Raw genomic sequence first — 21413 nt, 5'->3', positions numbered from 1 at the left:
CCGCCGAGCCCACCGGTGCCGCCCACCCCGCCGTTGCCGCCRCTGAGTCCGGAGGCACCGGTGCCCGGCGCCACGAAGCCGGCGTTGCCGCCCGTGCCGCCGGCACCGCCGGCACCACCGGCACCGCCGACGCCGCCGTCACCCGAGACCGTGCCACCGTTGCCGCCGTGACCGCCGAGGCCGCCATTACCGCCCTGCCCACCGGCGAGGCCGGCGCCGGACGCGTCCCGTCCTCCGGCCACGCCGGCCGCACCCGCACCACCGTTGCCGCCGGCACCGCCGGTACCGACAGTGCCCGCGTTACCACCCGCACCGCCGGCGCCGCCGGACTGCGGGGCACCGCCGATCACGCCGACACCCGTGCCGCCGTTGCCGCCGGCGCCGCCATTGGCGCTGCCCGCCGCACCGGCCGCACCGGTCGCCGCCTGGCTCGTGTGCCCGGCGTTCCAGCCGCCGGCCCCACCGGTGCCGGCCTGACCCACCGTGCCGCCGTTGCCGCCGCYACCGCCAACACCGGCGACGGCATTGTTGCCGCCACCGGCACCGTCGCCACCGCGGCCACCGTCACCGCCGTCGCCGGCGGCACCACCGACACCGCCGACGCCACCGGATCCGTCAATCCCGCTCTTGCCGGTACCCACCGTGGCGCCACCCGCGCCGCCGGTGCCACCGACACCGCCCGCACCGCCGTTGCCACCGGTGCCGGTGGCGTTGCCACCATTGGTGCCGTTGCCGCCACTGCCCGCCGCGGCATTGATGCCGTCGATCCCGTCCTTGGCGGAGCCGCCGGCCCCACCTGCGCCGCCGGTGCCACCCTGCCCGCCGGCGCCACCATTACCGGCGACGGTGCCACCGAGGCCACCGACACCACCGCTACCGCCATTGCCACCGAGCCCACCGCCGGTGCCGTTGCCGGAACCGTTGGTAACTCCGGCCAGGCCGGCCGCGCCCACGCCACCGTTACCACCGGCGCCACCGTTGCCGAGCGTCCCCGCGTTACCGCCCGCTCCGCCGGTACCGCCGGACTGGGCAACGCCACCGATCACACCCGCGCCCGCGCCGCCATCGCCACCGGCCCCGCCGTTAGCACCGCTGCCGGCGGCACCGTTGGCGCCACCGGTAGCCAGCGCACCGTTCGGGCCCTGGCCGCCACTGCCGCCGGCCCCGGCCGCTCCGGCATTTCCGCCGTTGCCGCCCTTACCGCCGTGACCGGCGACCGCAGCGTTGCCGCCGCCGGCTCCGTCACCACCGCTGCCGCCGGCACCCGCCGCGCCACCAGCGCCACCGGTGCCGCCGACCCCGCCAACACCGTGGGCTCCCACGGTGCCGTTGGCCGCTGCACCGCCGACACCGCCGTTGCCGCCGACGCCGCCCTTACCACCGACGCCACCGTTGCCACCGTCGGTGCCGTCGTTGCCCGCCGAGCCGCTGCCCGCAACGGCGTCCGTGCCGTTGGTGCCGGCGACTCCGGCCCCACCGGCGCCACCGACACCGGCGGCACCACCATTGCCGCCGACCCCACCGTTACCGGCCTCGGAGCCACCGGCACCACCGGCACCACCGTTGCCGCCAGCACCACCATTGCCGCCGTTGGTGCCATTGCCGTTGCCACTGGTCACCCCGGCCGCACCGGCCATACCGGCGCCACCGTCACCACCGGCACCGCCATTACCGCTGCGCCCGGCGTCACCGCCGGCACCGCCTTGGCCACCGGCCTGACCGGCGACCATGGCGTCGCCGCCGTCGCCACCCGCGCCACCATTGCCGCCGCCGACACCGGTACCGCCCGTCACACCACTCGCGGCATGGGTGCCGTCGCCGTTGACGCCGCCGGCACCACCGGCGCCACCGAGACCCTGGTCACCACCGGCACCACCGGCACCACCGGCCGATCCGGCACCGCCGTCGGCGCCCGCGCCGCCGTTACCGGCCGCGCCACCGGCACCGCCGTTACCGCCGATAGCGCCGACGCCGGTCGAACCCGTCGCCCCCAGCAAACCGCTCGCACCGCCGGCACCACCGGATCCGCCCACACCACCGGTACCACCGAGCCCGCCGTCACCGGCGTCTCCGCCGGCCGCCCCGGCCACGATGGCGTCCAGGCCATTACCGCCGGCCCCGCCGACACCACCGGTGCCGCCCAGTGCGCCGGCACCACCGTTGCCGCCGGATCCGATCAGCCAGCCACCGCGGCCGCCGGCACCACCATTGCCGCCGGCACCACCGACACCGCCGTTATCGCCGGTGACACCGGCACCACCCGCGGCGCCCACCGTGCCGGTTCCGCCGATGCCACCCGCACCGCCGACACCACCGTTGCCGAACAGCAGGCCCGCGCCTGCACCGCCGGCGCCGCCGAGGCCGCCGTCGATACCCAGCGCGCCGGCCCCACCGGAACCGCCGTCGCCGCCGATACCCATGAACCAGCCGCCAGCGCCACCGGCACCACCATCGCCACCGAGGACACCGGCACCACCGTCGCCACCGTTGCCGAACGACCCCGCATCCCCGCCGGCACCACCGGTGCCGTCAGCGGCGACACCACCGGCACCGCCGTCGCCGAACCACAAGCCGCCGGCCCCGCCGGCGGCCTCGGCCAAGGTGCCGCCATCGATACCATCGGCTCCGTTGCCGATCAGGTCCTGCCCGAAGAGCAACTGCGGCAGCGGGTTGATCAGGTACTCGTCGAGGAACGCACCGACCGAGCTGGTGATCCACAGCTGCCCGAGGTCATACATCGGGGTGTAGAACCAGCTATTGACCAAATCGGTCAACGTATCCGGATTGGTGGACTCCGCTGTCCATGGCAAATCGCCGGACGAACCGATCAACGAGTCACCGAGCGTCGGCCCCAGCAGATCGACGATCCAGTCCAATTCCACATCGGCATGCGCGACCGGCGGCAGCGCCAACGGCGTCAAGCCAAGCGCCAGAAACGCGCCCACCGCCGTACCGGCGCCTGCCACCCGACGGCCCCGCTGCCGCTGACGCACAACCCGACCGTCGTTCTTAGCCATCCGAGTTTCCTAACTGTGCTGATTCGAAATTGGTCAAACGATCGGCCGATCAGAACGGGGGTGTCGGGGCCCACACGGCATAGGTGGCGCCGGTGGTGCCGTACATTCCCGCCTTGCCGGCAGAAGCTCCGTCACCCTGGATACCGCCGGCTCCGCCGTCGGCCTGGGTGCCGTCGGCTTCCTGCCCACCTTGGCCGGCCGCACCGCCGACGCCGAAAGCGCCGCTCAGCCCGGTCTTGCCGCCGATACCGCCGTCACCCGGGGTGATCTTGCTTTCCTGGCCGGCCGGCACGTAACCGTCGGCACCGTTACCACCGTTGCCACCATTGCCACCGGCACCGGCGTCACCACCGTTGCCACCGTTGCCACCGCCACCGGCGTGACCGGCTGTCCCGCCGCCACCGCCGGCCGCACCCGCGGCGCCACCGGTACCACCGGCACCGCCAGCGCCGCCGTTACCGCCGTTGCCCGCGTCGCCGCCGTCGCCGCCGTCGCCGGCGTAGCCATGGCCGCCCGTCGGCGCGATCAGCTGGGCCTGGCCGGTCTGAGCGCCATTGAAGGCGTTGGCGCCCCAGGTACCGGAGCCGCCGTCGCCGCCGTTGCCGCCAGCGGTGGCGTTCCCGCCGTCACCGCCGTTGCCGCCGACGCCGCCGTCACCGCCGTTGCCGAAGACCGATCCGCCAGCACCACCGGCACCACCGGCACCGCCGGCACCACCGATAATGCCGTTCACGCCATCACCACCGCGACCGCCGTCGCCGGCGTCGCCGCCATAGGCCGTTGCGTTGTACGCCGCACTGTAGGCGGTCCCGCCGGCGGCACCGTTGCCACCGTTGGAGCCGGCGATACCGTCGCCGCCATTGCCGCCATTACCAGCGTGCGCGGTCGCCCCGTGGCCACCGATGCACAAGCCGATGGGGCCCGCGCCACCCTCACAGCCCGAGGTGTAGGCGGCACCACCCGCGCCGCCATTGCCGCCGTCTTGCGAGTGGATGCCGTTGATGACGCCGTTGGAGCCGTTGGTTCCATTACCCGCGTTCACATCGCCGGCCAGCGCACCGCCGCTGTTACCGCCGGTGGAGCCACTGCCCGCCTTGGAACCGTTGGCGGTGACCACGGTGCCGGTGGTGCCGTCCACGCCGTCACCACCCTTGCCGCCGGCGCCGCCGTTGCCGAACGATCCGGCGTTGCCGCCGAGGCCGCCGGCGCCGCCGGCCTGGCCGTAGGTGTCCGCGCCGACGGTGTAGAAGCCCTGGCCGGTGCCGCCGTTGCCGCCGGCCCCGCCGTTGCCGCCGCCACCGGCGCCGCCGATCAGGCCGGCCGCACCGACCTGACCGACGCCACCGCCCGAGCCACCGGCACCTCCGGTACCGGCCGTCCCGCGTTCGCCGCCGGTGCCGCCCGCCCCGCCGTTACCGGCGGTCTGTCCGCCGCCGCCGCCGAGGCCGTTACCGCCGCGGCCGCCGTTGCCGGCGTCCCCGGCCGCACCGCCCTGGCCACCGGCACCGCCGTCGCCGTTGGTCGCAACGCCACCGGCGCCGCCGATCCCGCCCTTGCCGCCGACCCCACCGTTGCCGCCGGTGCCGCCGTTGGCGCCCGAGACGCTGGCGTTGGCGCCATTACCGCCGGTGCCGCCGCGACCACCCGCGCCACCCTGACCGCCGGCGCCACCGTCGCCGGCGGTGGTGCCGCCAGCGCCGCCAATGCCGCCGTTACCGCCCATCCCGCCGTTGCCGCCGAGGGTGCCGTTGCCCGAGCCGTTGGTGGTTCCGTTCGCGCCGGCCGCACCGGCACCGCCGTTGCCGCCCACACCACCGGTGCCGAGTGCGCCGGCAGCACCACCCTTGCCGCCGTCGCCACCGATCTGCGCGGTGCTTCCCGCATCGCCGCCATTGCCGCCGGCACCACCGGAACCATCGGAGCCATCCGCACCGGCCGCGCCGGATGCGGCCTGACCGCCGGCACCCTGGCCGCCGGCACCGCCGGCCGCACCGGTGCCGTACGCGTCGCCGCCCGCACCACCGTTACCGCCGTGACCAGCCACCGCATTACTTCCGCCGCCGGCGCCGTTACCGCCGCGGCCGCCCTCACCGGCGCTACCGCCGGCGCCGCCCGCGCCGCCCACGCCGCCGGCGCCCTGCGCGCCCGCGGTGCCGTTGGTGACACTGCCGCCCAGACCACCGTTGCCGCCGATGCCACCGATACCGCCATTGCCGCCGCTGCCGTAGGCATCGCCGCCGTCGGTGCCGTTACCGCCGGTTCCAGCGATTGCGTCGATGCCGTCCGTTCCATCCGCGGCCGATCCGCCGACACCGCCGACACCGCCGGCACCGCCGATACCACCCGCGCCGCCATTTCCGGCGATCGTGCCGCCGGCACCGCCCTTACCGCCGACACCGCCGTGACCGCCGACCCCGCCGTTGGAGCCGACTCCATTGCCGTCGGTGGTCCCGGCCGCACCAGCCGCGCCGGCGCCGCCGTTACCACCGGCACCGCCGTCGCCGTGCTGCCCGGCTGCGCCACCATTTCCGCCGGCACCACCAGACTGCGCGACACCGCCGATCACACCCTCGCCGGCGCCACCGTTACCGCCGGCACCGCCGTCACCTTCGGCGCCGTGTGCGCCGGCCGCTCCACCGGCAGCCTGAACCGCGTGGTTGGCGTCCCAGCCGCCGGCACCGCCGACACCGCCGGCACCGTAGTCGGTGCCGCCCTTGCCGCCGTTGCCGCCACTGCCGGCCACCGCGTTCGCGCCGCCGCCGGCACCGTCACCGCCGGCGCCACCGGTACCGGCGTCGCCGCCGAGCCCGCCCGCGCCACCGACGCCACCAGCGCCGACCGCACCGGCGTTGCCGTGCGCGGCGGTGCCACCGGCACCGCCATTGCCGCCGACACCGCCATTGCCGCCGCCGCCGCCCTGACCGGTGGCGTCGCCGCCGTTGCCGCCGTTGCCGCCGCTGCCCGCGATCGCGTCGGTGCCGTCCACGCCGGAGGCACCCGAGCCGCCGGTGCCACCGACACCGCCCGCGCCACCACGGCCGCCCGCACCGCCGTTACCAGCCAGCGAGCCGCCGGCACCACCGATACCGCCGGTGCCCCCGTTGCCGCCGGTGCCGCCGATGTTGCCGACTCCGGTGATCGGGTCGGTGGTTCCGGTGGTGCCAGTCGCGCCCACCCCACCGTCGCCGCCGCGCCCACCGTTGCCGGTCAGGTTGCCGCTACCACCATTGCCGCCTGCGCCACCGTTGAGATGTGCAGAGTTTCCGGCTGCCCCGACGCCACCGTTGCCGCCATGCACCGCGCCGGTCGCCGCACCGCCGGCTGCGCCGGTGTGCCCGGCGGTGCCACCGGTACCACCGGTGCCGGCCGCGCCACCCTTACCGCCGGCGCCGGCATTGCCCGCGGAGTTACCGGCGGTACCACCGTCACCGCCGGCGCCGTCCTGGCCGCCAGAACCGGTCTTGCCCCAGACACCCGCCGCGCCGTCACCGCCGTTGCCGGCCGCACCGGCAGTACCACCCTTGCCGCCGTCACCGCCGCTGCCGTTGACGCCAGCGCTGCCGTGCGCCGCAGTCCCGGCGTTACCGCCGGCTCCGCCGGCACCACCGGCGTAGCCGTTACCGCCCGCGCTGCCGTCACCGCCGCGGCCATTGTTGACACCGGCGACACCGGTGCTACCGGTGCTGCCCTGTGTGCCGGCCGCGCCGGCACCACCGTTGCCACCGTGCCCGCCGTTGCCGCCACCACCGGACTGTGAGCCGCCGGCACCGCCAGCGCCACCCACACCACCGGCACCGCCCACGCTGTTCACCCCGGCAGCTCCATTGCCACCGTCGCCGCCGTTGCCGCCGGCACCGATGGTCCCGGCCGCACCGCCCCGGCCGCCGGCACCACCGACGTGGCCGGCGGAGGTGGCGTCGCCACCGTCGCCGCCGTTACCGCCGTTGCCACCGCCCGCACCGACCGTCCCGGTCGCGCCGGCCGCGCCGCGGGTGCCGTCGCCGTTGTCACCGCCGGCACCGCCGGCGCCGCCTACGCCCCGGTTACCGCCGGCACCGCCGTTGCCGCCCGCTGCGCCGGCGCTGCCGTTGGCACCGTCGCCGCCATTGCCGGCCGTGCCGCCGGCGCCACCGTCGCCACCGACACCGCCGCGGCCGTGGCTGCCCGCGCTGGCGAAGATGCCACCCGCACCGCCCGCACCACCGGCACCGGCCGCGCCACCGGTGCCACCCGCACCACCGTTGGTGGCATTGCCGCCGTTGCCGCCGGCTGCCGTGGCGTCCGCGCCGTCAGCGCCCGCACCACCGACGCCACCCGTGCCACCCGCACCGCCGAGAGCGCCGTTGCCGCCACTGCCGAAGAAGATTCCACCGGCACCGCCGGCGCCACCGACGCCGCCGTTGCCGGCCGCGCCGCCCGCGCCGCCATTGTGACCGGAGTCCCCGACCGAGCCAGTCCAGCCGGCACCACCGAGGCCGCCGACACCACCGTCGCCGCCACCACCGAGGAACAACCCGCCCGCGCCGCCGACCCCGCCAGCACCACCGTTACCACCGAGGCCGCCGACGCCACCGACACCGCCGTCGCCGCCACCACCGAAGAACAGGCCACCGTCACCACCAGCACCACCGGCACCACCGGTGCCACCGGGGTGGTACGTCCCACCGGCATATCCGGAGCCGGCGTCACCACCGGCACCACCGACACCACCGGCGCTGAAGAAGAAGCCGCCGCGGCCGCCTTCACCACCGACACCGCCGTTGCCGCCGGCGATATGCGACGCCGTACCGTCCGCACCGTTGCCACCGTTGCCGCCGTTCCCGCCGGCGCCCCAGAAGAAGCCACCGTCACCACCGCGGCCGCCGGCCCCGCCGGCGCCGCCGAACTGCCCGTCGCCGCCGTTGGATCCGTTACCCCCGGCACCGAAGAAGAACCCGGCGTTGCCGCCCTTACCGGCCGTTCCGTCGATTGAACCGTCCGCGGCCAGGGTTGATACACCTGAGCCGCCGGTGGCGTCGGCCGAATAGGGCGCTCCGGCAACGTCATACGCGCCGCCCGCGTTACCGCCGTTGCCGAACAACCAGCCGGCGTTGCCACCGCTGCCGCTGTACCCCCAGCCGTCGCCACCGTCACCGAACAGCAACCCGGCGTTGCCGCCGTCGGGATTCGCCTCGGTGCCATCCGCGCCGTCACCGATCAAATACACCCCGGCCAGAGCGTTGATCGCACCGTTGACCTGCAGGCCGAGATCGCTGTTGATCCAGCCCTCGATCGCGTCGTGCATGGGCACGTACACCAGCGCGCTGAACAGATCATCGAACGTGAAGCTCAACGGCAGGGTCGAATCGGCGATGCCGGCGAAGGCATCCCCCGAGTCCCACCCGACCAGGTCGGCGATCCAGCCGAGATCGTCCGCCTGCGCCGGCGGGGCCGCCGCCAGTGGACTCAACCCGAACGCCAGAAACGCTCCGACCGCCGTGCCGGCGCCCGCCACCCGGCGACGCGCACCCCGGCCCCGCGCGGACCTCTTGTTCTCAGCCATCCGGATTTTCCTATCTGTGCTTATCCGAAGTTGAAGTTCTCGTTGTGGTGGTACTGACCGCTATCCGGCGAGCGCATCCGCGATCATCTGCGGGATGCCCTGGCCCAGCTGCGCGAACAAGCCGAAGAAGTCGCCGGTGACGACGCCCAGGATGTCGGTGTCGTTCAAGCCGAGGCTGCCCAGGATGTTCGTGATCGTCGCGTCGCTGATGCCCAGGTCGTTGAGGATCGTGCCGATGGTGGTGCCACCGAGCAGGTCGTTGACGACGTCGTCGAGATACACGTTGTTCAGCCCGAGGCTGGTCAGCACCGAGTTCACATTCACCCCGCCCAGCAGGGCGGTGAGGACGTCATCCAGGTGGACGTTGTCGAGGTTCAGGTCGTCGAGCAGGTCGCCCACGTACACGCCGCCCAACAGGTTGTTGAGGAACGTCTCGAGGGTGACCCCGCCCAGGCCAAGGTCGTTCAGCAGGTTCTGGACGTAGACGCCGCCTAGCAGGTCGTTGACCACATCGGTCACGTGAATCGACCCCAGACCCAGGCTGTTGAGCATCTGCGTCACAGTCATGTCCAGGCCGAGTCGGTCGATCACCGTGTCCAGGTCCAGGTTGTTCAGGCCCCAGGAGCTGAGCAGCGACACCAGGTTGGTGTCGACCAGCCAGGGGAAACCGTTGTTGACGATGTCGGTGACCGTCACGTCGTCCAGGCCCAGGTTGACCAGGAAGTCGTGCAGCGTGGTGTCCACGGGCAGGCCGAACAGGATGGTGCTCAGGTGCTCGTCGCCCTGTCCGGTGGCCGCCACCAACTGGCCCAGGTTGACGTCGGTGAGCGAGGTACCGGCCGGAACCCCGGCGATGCCGTTGCCGTCGGCCTTCAGGTTGTGCAGCGTCTCGTAGACGGTGTTGCTGCCCATCAGCGAGCTCAGCGTCGCCGAGCAGTCGATGCCGACCACGATGGCCAGGGAGCAGGTGGTGCTGTCCAGCGGCATGCCCGCTTCGGCCGCGAGGTCCTGAATGGTCTTGGCGCCGTAGTTCATCGCCATGTTGCTGGCCAGGAAGTCCGCCCACGGCACGCTGCCCAGCGGCTGGCCGGCATAGGGGTCCAGGACCGGGTCGGGGTTGGCCGGGTCGGCCGGCGGAACCAGGGTGGTGTTGAGCAGCTCGCCCAGCGTCAGGTCGGCATAGGTTGTACCCGGGTCAGCGGCATTCGGGATCTGCTGCAGCAGCTCGACCAGGGTGTAGTCCATGCCCTGGCCCTGCATGATGTTGACCAGCAGGTGCGTCAGGGTGAGGTCGGCGTCGGTGCCCATCATCGAGTCGACCAGGTCGACCGGGGTCAGGTCTCCGTAGCCGGTGGAGTCCAGCAGGGAGTTGATCATGCTGCCGATGGTCAGGCCGCCCATGCCCATGGACTCCATCAGGCTGGTGATCGTGGCGTTGTCGCCGGCCACCGCGTGCAGGCCCTCTTTGAGCACGTCGCCCAGGGTCATGTCGCCGATGCCGAACTGCTGGACCAGACCGGTGATCGTCAGGTCGCCCATGCCCATGGCGTCCATCAGCGCAACCGCCAAGGACCCCACCGTCGGGTCGGAGCCATAGCCCGCGGCTTCCAGCACGCTCATCGCCAGGCTCGTCATCGACTGGTTGGTGCCCATCCCGACCTGGTTGAGCACCTCGATGAGCAGGCTCGACACCGACATCTCGCCCAGGCCGGCAATGTCGGCCAAGCCGCTGATGGTCGGGTTGCCGATGCCCATCGTGTCGAGCAGACCGATCATCAGCTCGGACAGCGAGAGGTCACCGAAGCCGAACTGGTCAGCCAGATCGGTGATGGACGAGTCGCCCAGGCCGACGGCGTCGAGGACTCCGGTCACCACGCCGGCCACCGGCATGTCGGCCAGGCCCGTCTGGTCGGCCAGGTCACCGACGGTCAGGCTGCCCATGCCCGCCATGTCGACCAGCTGGCCGATGGTCAGGGTGAGGTCGAAGGGCTGGGCGGGAGCCAGCAGGCCGTTGAAGACCGGGAGGTGGATGCCGGCGAAGTCCAGGCCGTCCTGGCCGTTGAGGAAGGCATCCAGCAGGGTGGCGGGGGCGCCGAGCAGCGCGAACAGTGCGCCTAGCGGGTCGGAGAAGTCGAAGATCTGGCTGATCAGGTCGCTGAAGGCGTTGCCGAGGGTGACGAAGGGGCCGATCGCCGAGAGCAGCAGGCCGAGCGTCGGCGTCAGTTCGGTGCCGATCTCGATCGGCAGCCCCGACGAGATGGTCTCGACGCTGGGCAGCAGGGTGTTCAACATGATCAGCGCGTCGGGGATATGCATCAGCGACCCGAGGGGATCACTGAAGAACTGGGTCAGGATCGGGAAGTCGAACGCGTGCTGTCCCAGGCTGGCCAGGTTGTTGGCCGTGTTGGTGATCAGGTCGGTGTAGGGCGTGAAGATGTCGCCCAGATCCGCGGTCAGTGCGACCGCCCGGTGTTGGGCGTGGTCGAGCTGCCGGGCGACCTCCGGGAGCTGCGGTGCGGCGGGAACGACCGCGATCATCGCAGCACCGGCGATGCCCATTCCGGTGGTCACATATGGCCGAAGCGACTTGTGCGTCATAGCTTTCCCCATCGGTAATCGGGACGATCAGAAGTTGAAGAGGGTGGGAATCAGGCCCGCGACATCTGCAATGTGGAGGTTGAGCACATCCATGTCGGCCAGGCCCAACTGGTCGAGCAGCCCGCTCAGATCCAGCGATCCGAGGCCAAGGTCGTCGAGCAGCGAATTGACGGTCGCGTCGCCGAACAGCTGCGTCAGCATGGTGTCCAGGTCCAGGTTGCCGAACCCGGAGCTGCTGAGCAGGTCGTCCACGGTGGTGGTGCCCAGCGCCGATTCCAGGATCCCGAACAGGTCCATGCTGCCGAAGCCGGACTGGGTGAGCAGGTCGCCCACGGTGGTGGTGCCCAGCAGCTGGTCGATCAGCGAGTACAGGTCGGTGTTGCCCAGACCCCAGTCGTCCAGCGCGTTGCCGACGGTCATGCCGCCGAACAGCTGCTCGAAGATCGAGTTCAGATCCAGGCTGCCGAAACCGGATTCGGCCAGCACGTCGCCCACGGTGGTGGTGCCCAGCAGGCTGGCCACCAGGTCGTCGAGCGTCGAGGTGTTCAGGCCCATGCTGGTGAGCAGCTCGGACACCGTCTGGTCACCGAGCAGCTGGCCGACCAGGTCGTCGAGGGTGGTGTCGTTCAGACCCATGTCGGTGAGCAACTGCGACAGGGACATGGTCAGGCTGGTCTCCAGCATGTCGCTGATCTTGGTGTTACCGAAGTCCCCGAGCATGTCGCCCAACGTCGCGTTGGGGTCTGGCAGGAAGCTGAGAAGTGTCTGACCCATATTCGGCGCCAGCAGCTGGTCGCCCACGGCGAATGTCAGCTTGCCGGTGATGTGGATCGACCCGGGCAGCGGGTCGGCGCCCGGGCCGGACGCGTTGATCACGTCGTTGATCGTGAGCCCACCGAAACCGAGGTTGCTGATGATGTCGCCGAGCGTGGTGGTCTCCAGGTGCGCGGCGCCCAGGATGTCGGCCACCTTCAGGTCATCGAGACCGGCGGCCTGCAGCAGTCCGTTGAAGGTCAGGTCCTGCAGGTTCAGCCCGGTGAGCAGGTCGACGCCGATCTGCCCCACACTCAAGCTGCCGAAGCCCGCGGCGTCGATGAGGTCCACCGGAGTCCGCTGGCCGAGGCTCAACGCGTCGAGCAGGGTGGTCGCCACGTCGCCCACGCCCAGGCCGCCGACGCCCAGGGCGTCGAGCAGGTCGACCGGGGTCTGCTGGCCCAGGTTCAGGGAGTTGAGCAGGGTGCTGGCCAGGTCGGCCAGCGGCTGCTGGGCCAGGCCGACGTCGGTGGCCAGGTCGAGGATGGTCGGGTTGCCGATCTCCAGCGCGTTGAACACGTCGCTGAGCAGGTCGGGGATGGTCATGCTGCCCAGACCGACGTCATCGGTCAGGTCGCCGATGGTGGCGTTGCCGATGCCCAGCGCGTCGAGGATGTCCTTGGCCAGACCCGCGACCTCGACGTCGGCCAGGCCCACCTGCTGGGTCAGCTCGAGGATGGTCGGGTTGCCGATCTGCAACGCGTTCAGGACCGATTCGGCCAGGCTGGCCACCGGAACCGTGCCGAGACCGAGCATGTCGACCAGGTCGGTGATCGTCGGGTTGCCCAGCCCTAGGCCGTTGAGCAGGTTCGTCGCCAGGGTCACGAGTTGCTGGTCGCCGATCCCGAGCTGGGTCAGCAGCTGAGGCAGGGTCTGGTCGGCCAGGCCCAGTTCCTCCAGCAACTGGCCAGCCTGCACGTTGACGTCGACGTCGTGCGGGGCGACGAGGATGCCGTTGAACAGCGGGATGCTCACGCCCAAGACGTTCAGGCTGGCCTCGCCGTTGAGGAACGCGTTGAGGATGGTGAACGGGGCCTGGATCAGCGCCATCAGGGCCTGCAGCGGCTGGCTCCAGTCGAAGACCTGGGCGATGATCTCGTTGATCGCCTCGTTGACGGTCACGAAGGGGCCGATGAAGGCCAGGGCAAGCATGATCGATTGCGACAGTTCGGGAGCGATAGTCACCGCGGCATCGGCGGGCCCGGGCCCCCCCAGCCCAGTCGCGCCAAGCAACTCCGTCAGCGCGAACAGCCCGGTCGGATCGCCGGTTAACTTGACCGGCAGGTGGCGGGTCTGCGGCGACTGCTGCGCGACTTCAGGCAGCCGAGGTGCTACCGGCACGACCGCGACCATTGCGGCACCCGCAACAGCCAAGCCATTGGTCATATACGGACGAAGCGTCTGCAGCATCGTCGCCCTCCCTCAATCCGCCAGAGATCCTAAACTGTACATAATAAAAAGGCCCCGGCAAGCCTGAAATTTTCCCAAGCTCCTAGGCGGGCACCAACGTTAACATTACGGTAATGGTTTCAGGAACGGGAACTACGTCCGGACCAGCGGACTTAGCGGTAAGGGCGGATTGCTACCGCTGAGAATGCAGGAACTCCACGATGTGGCGGGCGAGCTCTACGCCGGCATCCTCCTGCAGGAAGTGCCCGGCGTCGTGGATCATCGGATGCGCCCGGCCGTGCGCCCCGACCATCTCGCGCTCGAAGATCGGCGCCATGGCACCGGTGATCGGGTCGCCGTCACTGAACGCGACCAGCATCGGGGTCTGCGATGCGCACAGCGCAGCCCACGCCGCCCGATTGGCCGGGGCCGCGGGATCCTCGGGCGTGGTCGGGATCAGCGACGGCATCGTCCGGGGACCGACGCAATAGCTGTCGTCGGGAAACGGGGCGTCGTAGCCGGCCCGCACGGCGTCGCTCATCGGCCGGCGACATCCGGCTTGCACGAACCATCCGACGTTGATCGTCGGCGCGGTCTGGATCGCCTCCCGAAAGCGCCACCACACCTCCGGCATCGGAATGTCGCCGGTGGGCAGACCGGTGTTGGCCACGACGACACGGGCGAACCGGTCCGGGTTCTCGGCGAGCACGCGCAGCCCGATCAGCCCGCCCCAGTCCTGGCACACTAGCGTGACGTTGCGCAGGTCGAGGACGTCGAACGCCAGCGCACGCATCCACTCGACATGACGCGCATAGGTGTGGTCTTCGGCACGGGTCGGCTTGTCGGAACGACCGAATCCGACCAGGTCCGGACAGATGACGCGATACCCGGCCTCGGCCAGGGTCGGCATCATCTTGCGGTACAGATACGACCACGACGGCTCGCCGTGCAGCATCAGGATCGGGTCCCCATCCTCGGGACCGTCTTGCACCCACGCCACCCGCAGCGTGCCGCCGGGCTCATCCTCGTCCAAGTCGTCGAGGTCGCAGAACTGCGGCGGGTAAGCGAAATCCGGGAGGCCGATGAACCTGTCCTCAGGCGTACGCAGCGTCTGCATGTGGCGACGATACCGCGCTGGTATATACCCCCGGGGGTGTCTGATAGACTGGGTCCACCGCAATCAAGGAGGTCTGGAATGTCCGTGGCAATGAGCACAGCATTGACCGGCGCCGATTTCGACGCAGTCACCGAGAAGACCCGAGAGGTTTTGAAGGACAACGGTTTCGGCGTGCTAACCGAGATCGACATGCAGGCAACACTGAAAGCCAAGCTCGGCGAGGAGATGGAGCGCTACCTGATCCTGGGTGCCTGCAATCCGCCGCTGGCGCACCGGGCCGTGACCGCCGAGAAGCGCATCGGGGTGCTGCTGCCCTGTAACGTCGTGGTCCGCGAAGACACCGAGCATCCGGGCACGGTGCTGGTGGAGGCCATGAATCCGCAACTGATGGCCCAGGTCATCGACAATCCGGCTTTGGCGGCGATCGCCGAGGAGGTGCGCGAGAAAATCCGCACCGTCATCGATACGCTGACGGTTGCGTTGCGCACCACCTGAGAGGAGCCGCCGATGTGCTACCCCGTGCCCTGTCGAGTCTGTGGCAAGACCACCTGGGACGGCTGCGGCGAGCACATCGCAGAGGTACGCGCCCAGGTGCCGCCTGAGCAGTGGTGCGAGGGCCATCCGGAGACGACGCTCTCCTAGCCGAGTCCCCGCATGCACGCATTATGGTGTGGGCATGCCTGAGCAATTCCTGCCAAACGCAGACACCCTGGTGGACTTACTGCGGATACAGGCTGACCGGTACGGGGACAAGGTCGCGTTCAACTTCGCCCCCGACGGCGACAAGATCATGGCGAGCCTGACCTACCGGGAACTCGACGCCAAGGCTCGAGCAGTCGGCGCCGAGCTGCAGCGCCTTGGCGCTGCCGGGCAACGCACGCTGGTGATCTGCCGACCGGGGCTGGACAGCATCATCAGCATTTTCGGCTGCTTTTACGCCGGGGCGATCGCCGTGCCGGTCGACACTCCCCTGGCCCGCCTGAGGCTGGTCGCGCCCGACGCTCGGGCCACCTTTGCGGTAGCGACCTCGGCCACCCAGACTCAACTTCAGGCGGCGGCCACCGATGTGCCCGGTATGTCGACGCTTCAGTGGTGCGCCATCGACCAAGCCGCCAGCCCCGAAGCATGGCAGGCGCCCGACATCGACCCGAGTACCACGGCGATGATCCAGTACACCTCGGGCTCGACCAAATCGCCCAAGGGCGTTGTCGTGACGCACGGCAACCTCATGCACAACTTGGAGTCCATCCGGCGCGCCTACCACGGCAACGAGAACCAGACCAGCGTCTACTTCCTGCCGCAGCAGCACGACATGGGACTGATCGGTGGGGTCCTGGAGATGATCTACGTCGGCTGCACCACCGTGTTGATGTCGCCGATCGTCTTTTTCCAGCGGCCGATGGCGTGGCTGGAGGCCATGTCGCGGTTCGGCGCCCACACGACCGCAGCGCCCAACAGCGCCTACCGGTTGTGTGTCAAACACAGCACCCCGGACCAGCGCGCGGCCCTGGATCTGTCGAACTGGACCACCGCCGCGAGCAGTTCGGAGCCGATCCACGCCGCGACCATTCAGGAGTTCGCCGACGCGTTCGCTCCGGCGGGATTCCGCATCGAGGCGTTTCTGGCGTGCTACGGCCTGGCCGAGGCCACCCTGCTGGTCTCGGCGGACCCCACTCCTGGCGTCGTCGGCGTCCGCTACGTCGACAGCAAGGCGCTGAGTGAGAACCGCACCGTCGACGTCGAGGCCACCACCGACGCCGTCGCAGTGGTCAGCTGCGGCCCGCCGGTGTACGGCCAGCGGGTCGTGATCGTCGATCCGGAGACCCGCCAGCAGCTCGGACCCGACGAGGTCGGCGAGATCTGGGTTTCGGGACCCAGCGTGGCGCAGGGGTACTGGGCACGGCCGATAGAGAACGCGCACAGCTTCGCCGGGTTCCTGTCGGACACCGGTGAAGGCCCCTTCCTGCGCACCGGCGACATGGGATTTCTCTGCCAGGGCGAGGTCTTCGTCACCGGGCGGTGGAAGGACCTCGTCACCATCGGCGACAGCAACTATTTCCCGAACAACATCGAGCCGACGGTGCAAGACAGCCATCCGGCGTTGCTGGCCGACCGCGGCGCGGTGTTCGCCGTGCAACCGAAACCGCATGACGACGCCCGCCTGGTGATCGTGCAGGAACTGGACTATCGGCAGCAGGTCGACGAGAGCGAGTATCCCGCGATCATGGAGTCCATCCGCGCGGCGGTCAGCGAACAGCACGGCTTGGACACCCAGGACCTATTGCTGGTGCCGGCGATGCGGGTGCCCACCACCTCCAGCGGCAAGATTCAACGGGGCGAATGCCGGCGGCAGTTCCTCGCCGGCGAACTGCACCCGCTGGCCCGGTGGCATGCTCCGGCGACGCCGGCTGTCCGGTCCCCGCAGGGAGCCGGAGCAAACGGAACCAGCACGTTGGCCCGGATGATCGTGTCCAGCTTGGCGCAGCGGCGTCAGCAGCAACAGGGAACACCTCCCACCCAGACCGGCGGTTAGGGCTCGATCCGCAGGTAATCCACCAACCGGTCCAGGACGGGCCGCTGCCCGGCCAGCAGCTTGATTCGCGCCCGGGCCACCGAGTACCAGCCCACCCGGTCTACTTCGGGAAACTCCCGCCGTTGTCCCGACCGCGGCGGCCACTCCAATTCGAATGTGTTGCTGCGAGCCTCGGTCACGTCGAGGTCGCCACGCACGGCGAACACCGTGACCACCTTCCCGCCCGCCTGGCGCACCTCACCGAGGTCTGCTCGCTCGCCGTCCGGCGGCGCAAGGCCGAGCTCCTCGGCGAATTCACGTCGCGCGGTATCCCACGGGTCCTCGCCTTCGGGTTGTTCGCCCTTGGGAATCGACCAGGCGCCGTCATCCTTGCGCGCCCAAAACGGTCCGCCGGGATGGGCGATCAGCACCTCCACGGCGCCGTCGGCGCCCGCCCGGTACAACAGCAACCCGGCGCTGCGCTTGGCCATGGTCACACCCCCACGGCGTGTTCCAGGTCCTCCAGCGCGGTGTTGAGGTGTCTCAGCAGCCGTTGCAGGTGCGGAACGGAACGCCGGCAGCCGACCAGCCCGAAGTCGAGGTTGCCGGCGTTGCTGACCACCGTCATGTTGAGCGCCTGCCCGTCCAGCGCGATCGACATCGGATAGTTGCCGTCGAGGCGGGCGCCGCGCCAGTACAGCGGCTCGGCGGGGCCGGGCACGTTGGAGATGACGATGTTGAACGGTGGCTTGGCCGCCGAGACGAAGCCGGGGATGGCCGCCAGGGCCAGCGGCGCCATATTGGCCGCCGACAACGCCAGCGCCTGGGTGCGCGGCAATTCGCTGAACACCTTCTTGTTCCCGCGCATCGACTCGCTGATGGTTGCCAGCCGTTGCGCCGGGTCCTCGAGGTCGGTGGCCAGGTTGCACAAGATGGCGCCGACCATGTTGCCGCCGGAGTCGGCTTCGGCTTCGGTGCGCAGGCTCACCGGGACCATCGCCACCAGGGGGTGGTCCGGCAGCGCGTTCTGCTCGTCGAGGTAGGCGCGCAACGCCCCGGCACACATCGCCAGCACCACGTCGTTAAGGGTGACGCCGGCCGCTCGTTTCACCGCGATCACCCGCTCGACCGGCCAGGACTGCGCCGCGCACCGACGGGCACCACCGATATTGACGTTGAGCATGGTGCGCGGCGCGGCGAACGGCATAGTCAGTTGTTGCTCCAGCAGCGCTGCGCGCGCGAGTCGCACCGTCGACGGCCCAAAGGCGGCAACGTCTTTGACCATCTGAGTCAGTTCGCTCAAGCGGGACCCGGACTCGGGGCGCGGCCGCGACGAGACCCGGACCGACCACGGCGTGCGCAATTCCGATTCCCGCGGATCGGTCGACAGCGTGCGGCGCATCAGCCGCAGCAACGAGACACCGTCGATCAGCGAGTGGTGGACCTTGACGTAGACGGCGAACCGGCCGTCGTTGAGGCCCTCGACCACGTGGGCCTCCCACAGTGGGCGGTGCCGGTCAAGCAGGCTGCCGTGCAGCCGTGAGGTCAGCTCGAGCAGATCACGCACCCGGCCCGGTACCGGCAGCGCCGAGCGCCGCACGTGGTACTCGAGGTCGACGTCGTCGTCGAAGGCCCAGCCCACGCCGGAGATCGCGCCGAGCTGCGACGCCGGGTGCTTGCGGAAGGCGGGCTGCAGATCACGGGCGCTCAGCAGGCCCCGGTAGATCTCGCCGACGAATTCCGGTCCGGAGCCCTCCGGCGGCTCGAACAACATCAACCCGCCGACGTGCATGGGGTGCTCACGCGTCTCAGCCAGCAGGAAGACCGAATCGAGCGGTGACATCAGCTGCATCGATCCATTAGACCCCGGAGGGGCCCATGGCCGCTTGCTAGTCTTGCCCCGTGCGTCGCCGGGCCCCTGTCTGTGTCGCCTCGGCCGCGTGCTTACTCGCGGCCGGCATTGTCGCGCCCGCAGCTCCGGCCGATCCCGCGAATCCCGCCGTTGCCGGCAAGACGGTGTTCTTGGACCCCGGACACAGCGGCGCCAACGACGCCTCGATCGCCCGGCAGGTTCCCAACGGGCGCGGCGGCACCAAACCGTGCCAGACCAGCGGAACCGCCACCGATGACGGCTATCCCGAGCACAGCCTGGCCTGGGACGTGACCGGCCGGATCCGGGCGGAACTCGAGCGGCTGGGCGTGCATACCGAACTCTCGCGTGCCGACGACGCCTCCGTGGGGCCGTGCATCGATGCCCGCGCCGCCGCGGCCAACGCGGTGCACCCGGACGCGATCGTGTCCATCCACGCCGACGGTGGGCCGGCCTCGGGCCGCGGGTTTCATGTCAACTACTCCAGCCCGGCGCTCAACGACGCCCAGTCCGGGCCGGCCGTGGCGCTGGCCGGCGACATCCGGGATTCCCTGACGGCCGCGGGCATTCCCCAGTCCAGCTATCTTGGCACGGACGGCCTGTATGGGAGAGCGGATCTGGCCGGGCTGAATCTGGCCGAGTATCCGGCGGTGCTGGTGGAGCTGGGCAACATGCGCAATGCCCAGGACGCGGCGCTGCTGGAGAGTGCCGACGGGCGAGCGCGGTACGCCTCGGCGGTCACCAGCGGGATCGTGGCCTACCTCAGCAGGTGACGATGTCTCAACGCGGATTCGGCCGTACCGCCAGAACGCTTTTCGGGGTGGCCGCCCTGATCCTGGCGCTGACGGGCTGCTCCCACGACAGCGTCCCGACGGTGATCGCCGGGCACGCGGTTTCGATGCTGTATGACCCCGGACGGGTCGGCGGTCTGCCCACCGCGGAGGGGCCCAGCGGCCCGCGCGGCGACGTTCCGCCGGTCACCGCCCGGGTGCAGAACAGCGACGGCGGCGACATCGACCGCCTGTCACTGTTGGCCGTCGATGACATCGAGGACTTCTGGACGCAGCATTACGCCGAGGCGCTGCGCGGACGCTTCCAGCCGGTCTCGACGCTGATGTCGTATGACTCCACCGACCCGGACGGCCCTTCGGTGTGCGGTGGCGAGGTCTACCACCTGCCGAACGCGATGTATTGCCGCCGGATGGACACCATGGCCTGGGACCGCGCCAAATTCCTGCCCACGGCCCGAAAGTACTTCGGCGACATGGCGATCAACGGAACCCTGGCGCACGAATACGGGCACGCCCTGCAGAACATGGCCGGCATCGTCCACCCGCTGACGCGCACCCTGGTCCGCGAACAGCAGGCCGACTGTTTTGCCGGGGTGTATCTGCAGTGGGTGGCCGCGGGCAGTTCGTCGCGGGTACAGCTGAGCACCGGCGACGGCCTCAATCATGTGCTGGCCGGCCTGATCGTGATCCGCGACCCGGTATCGACGCCGGACAATCCGGTCTCGATATCCGATGAACACGGCACCGCTCTGGATCGGGTCGGTGCTTTTCAGACCGGCTTCGACGGCGGCGCGGCGATGTGCGCCGACATCGACATGGACGAGATCCGCAAGCGCCGTGGCAATCTGCCCCATTCGCTGTTCGATTCCGAGAACCCGCAAAGCGACCTCGCCATCGACGCGTCGGTGTTGTCGACCCTGATGGAGCAGCTGGGCCAGATCTTCGGCCTGTCCCGCCCGCCGGAGCTGTCCACGTCGGGCAAGTGCCCCAGCGGCCACCAGCCCGACCCGGTGGCCTACTGCCCCGAGTCCAACCTGATCGTCGTCGATCTGGCCGGACTGCAGGAGATGAGTGCCCCGACCGATCAGTCGACGCTGGGCATGCCGCAGGGCGACAACACCGGGTTGTCGGCGGTCACGTCGCGGTATGCCCTTGCGGTGCAACGCGAACGCGAGGTCGGTTTGGAGTCGGCATCGGCGGCGTTGCGCACCGCGTGCCTGACCGGGGTGGCGCAGCGCCGGATGGCCGAGCCCATGACGCTGTCGTCGGGGCCGGGCTTGACGCTGGCCAGCGGCGACCTCGACGAGGCGGTGACAGGCCTGTTGATGAACGGCATCGTCGCCAGCGACGCCAACGACGACACCGTGCCGGCGGGGTTCACCCGGATTCTGGCGTTCCGGTCCGGGCTGCACGGCGACGTCGACGGATGCTTCGGGCGGTTCCCGTGATGGGCCCGGCGTCATGAACCGTCCCGACGACCCGCGCGAACGGCCGGAGCGGCGGACCACACCGATTCCGCGGCCACCCCAGCAGCCGCGGGGACCGCGTGGCCCGCAGGGGCCGCCACCGCAACGTCCCCGCGGCTGCTGGGGTGGCCGCGGAATCGGTGTGGTCCGCCGCTCCGGCCGTTCGCGCGGGTCGTCGGGACGGTTCATGACGCCGGGCCCATCACGGGAACCGCCCGAAGCATCCGTCGACGTCGCCGTGCAGCCCGGACCGGAACGCCAGAATCCGGGTGAACCCCGCCGGCACGGTGTCGTCGTT

At 70.6% G+C, this 21413-nt stretch carries 12 protein-coding genes; 5 read left to right on the top strand and 7 right to left on the bottom strand.

Features of this window, described 5'->3' with window-relative positions; genetic code table 11:
• From EJK91_RS21965 to EJK91_RS19355, 5 genes are all read right to left on the bottom strand, one after another.
• Positions 1-2738: PE family protein (locus EJK91_RS21965; protein ID WP_444850836.1), on the bottom strand; the 2738-nt coding region annotated here is incomplete at its 3' end.
• Between the two features lie 328 nt (positions 2739-3066).
• Entirely contained in the window at positions 3067-8559 is a 5493-nt protein-coding gene (locus EJK91_RS21960) for a PE family protein (RefSeq protein ID WP_164518031.1), read from the bottom strand.
• Positions 8560-8619: 60 nt separating this feature from the next.
• Entirely contained in the window at positions 8620-11157 is a 2538-nt protein-coding gene (locus EJK91_RS19365; RefSeq protein ID WP_125079728.1) for a hypothetical protein, read from the bottom strand.
• A 27-nt stretch (positions 11158-11184) separates the two neighbouring features.
• Positions 11185-13380 (bottom strand): hypothetical protein, encoded by a 2196-nt coding sequence (locus EJK91_RS19360; protein WP_125079727.1) that lies wholly within the window; start codon positions 13378-13380, stop codon positions 11185-11187.
• A 172-nt stretch (positions 13381-13552) separates the two neighbouring features.
• Entirely contained in the window at positions 13553-14476 is a 924-nt protein-coding gene (locus EJK91_RS19355; RefSeq protein ID WP_125079726.1) for a haloalkane dehalogenase, read from the bottom strand.
• 78 nt (positions 14477-14554) lie between these two features.
• On the opposite strand from EJK91_RS19355, the gene EJK91_RS19350 reads away from it, so the two are divergent.
• The 3 genes from EJK91_RS19350 to EJK91_RS19345 are packed head-to-tail and all read left to right on the top strand — an operon-like array spanning position 14555 to position 17009.
• Entirely contained in the window at positions 14555-14971 is a 417-nt protein-coding gene (locus EJK91_RS19350) for a DUF302 domain-containing protein (protein ID WP_125079725.1), read from the top strand.
• Positions 14972-14983: 12 nt separating this feature from the next.
• Positions 14984-15118: a hypothetical protein gene (locus EJK91_RS23040; protein ID WP_255341890.1), complete on the top strand. Its 135-nt coding sequence runs from the start codon at positions 14984-14986 to the stop codon at positions 15116-15118.
• A 34-nt stretch (positions 15119-15152) separates the two neighbouring features.
• The gene (locus tag EJK91_RS19345; protein WP_125079724.1) at positions 15153-17009 is read left to right on the top strand and encodes a fatty acyl-AMP ligase; all 1857 of its coding nucleotides are present in this window, start codon (positions 15153-15155) and stop codon (positions 17007-17009) included.
• On the opposite strand, the gene EJK91_RS19340 is transcribed toward EJK91_RS19345, so the two are convergent.
• Both EJK91_RS19340 and EJK91_RS19335 read right to left on the bottom strand, forming a co-directional pair.
• Positions 17006-17479: an NUDIX domain-containing protein gene (locus EJK91_RS19340; RefSeq protein WP_125079723.1), complete on the bottom strand. Its 474-nt coding sequence runs from the start codon at positions 17477-17479 to the stop codon at positions 17006-17008. The genes EJK91_RS19345 and EJK91_RS19340 overlap by 4 nt on opposite strands.
• A gap of 2 nt (positions 17480-17481) precedes the next feature.
• Positions 17482-18840 (bottom strand): WS/DGAT/MGAT family O-acyltransferase, encoded by a 1359-nt coding sequence (locus EJK91_RS19335; protein WP_024443009.1) that lies wholly within the window; start codon positions 18838-18840, stop codon positions 17482-17484.
• A 50-nt stretch (positions 18841-18890) separates the two neighbouring features.
• On the opposite strand from EJK91_RS19335, the gene EJK91_RS19330 reads away from it, so the two are divergent.
• Both EJK91_RS19330 and EJK91_RS19325 read left to right on the top strand, forming a co-directional pair.
• A complete protein-coding gene (locus EJK91_RS19330; RefSeq protein ID WP_125079722.1) occupies positions 18891-19631 on the top strand; it encodes an Rv3717 family N-acetylmuramoyl-L-alanine amidase in 741 nt (246 codons plus the stop codon).
• Between the two features lie 2 nt (positions 19632-19633).
• Positions 19634-21097, top strand: a complete 1464-nt coding sequence (locus tag EJK91_RS19325; RefSeq protein WP_125079721.1) for a neutral zinc metallopeptidase — start codon at positions 19634-19636, stop codon at positions 21095-21097.
• Positions 21098-21413 lie beyond the last annotated feature (316 nt).

It is taken from the genome of Mycobacterium sp. P7213, from assembly GCF_900604305.1.
Taxonomy (GTDB): domain Bacteria; phylum Actinomycetota; class Actinomycetes; order Mycobacteriales; family Mycobacteriaceae; genus Mycobacterium.
This window is presented reverse-complemented; position numbering and strand designations above follow the sequence as displayed.

What these genes read in the sequence shown, in the direction of transcription:
- EJK91_RS19345 (WP_125079724.1), top strand. Translation starts at nt 15,153, where the DNA reads ATGCCTGAGCAATTCCTGCCAAACGCAGACACCCTGGTGGACTTACTG.
- EJK91_RS19335 (WP_024443009.1), bottom strand. Translation starts at nt 18,840, where the DNA reads ATGCAGCTGATGTCACCGCTCGATTCGGTCTTCCTGCTGGCTGAGACG.
- EJK91_RS21960 (WP_164518031.1), bottom strand. Translation starts at nt 8,559, where the DNA reads ATGGCTGAGAACAAGAGGTCCGCGCGGGGCCGGGGTGCGCGTCGCCGG.
- EJK91_RS19350 (WP_125079725.1), top strand. Translation starts at nt 14,555, where the DNA reads ATGTCCGTGGCAATGAGCACAGCATTGACCGGCGCCGATTTCGACGCA.
- EJK91_RS23040 (WP_255341890.1), top strand. Translation starts at nt 14,984, where the DNA reads ATGTGCTACCCCGTGCCCTGTCGAGTCTGTGGCAAGACCACCTGGGAC.
- EJK91_RS19360 (WP_125079727.1), bottom strand. Translation starts at nt 13,380, where the DNA reads ATGCTGCAGACGCTTCGTCCGTATATGACCAATGGCTTGGCTGTTGCG.
- EJK91_RS19325 (WP_125079721.1), top strand. Translation starts at nt 19,634, where the DNA reads ATGTCTCAACGCGGATTCGGCCGTACCGCCAGAACGCTTTTCGGGGTG.
- EJK91_RS19355 (WP_125079726.1), bottom strand. Translation starts at nt 14,476, where the DNA reads ATGCAGACGCTGCGTACGCCTGAGGACAGGTTCATCGGCCTCCCGGAT.
- EJK91_RS19365 (WP_125079728.1), bottom strand. Translation starts at nt 11,157, where the DNA reads ATGACGCACAAGTCGCTTCGGCCATATGTGACCACCGGAATGGGCATC.
- EJK91_RS19340 (WP_125079723.1), bottom strand. Translation starts at nt 17,479, where the DNA reads ATGGCCAAGCGCAGCGCCGGGTTGCTGTTGTACCGGGCGGGCGCCGAC.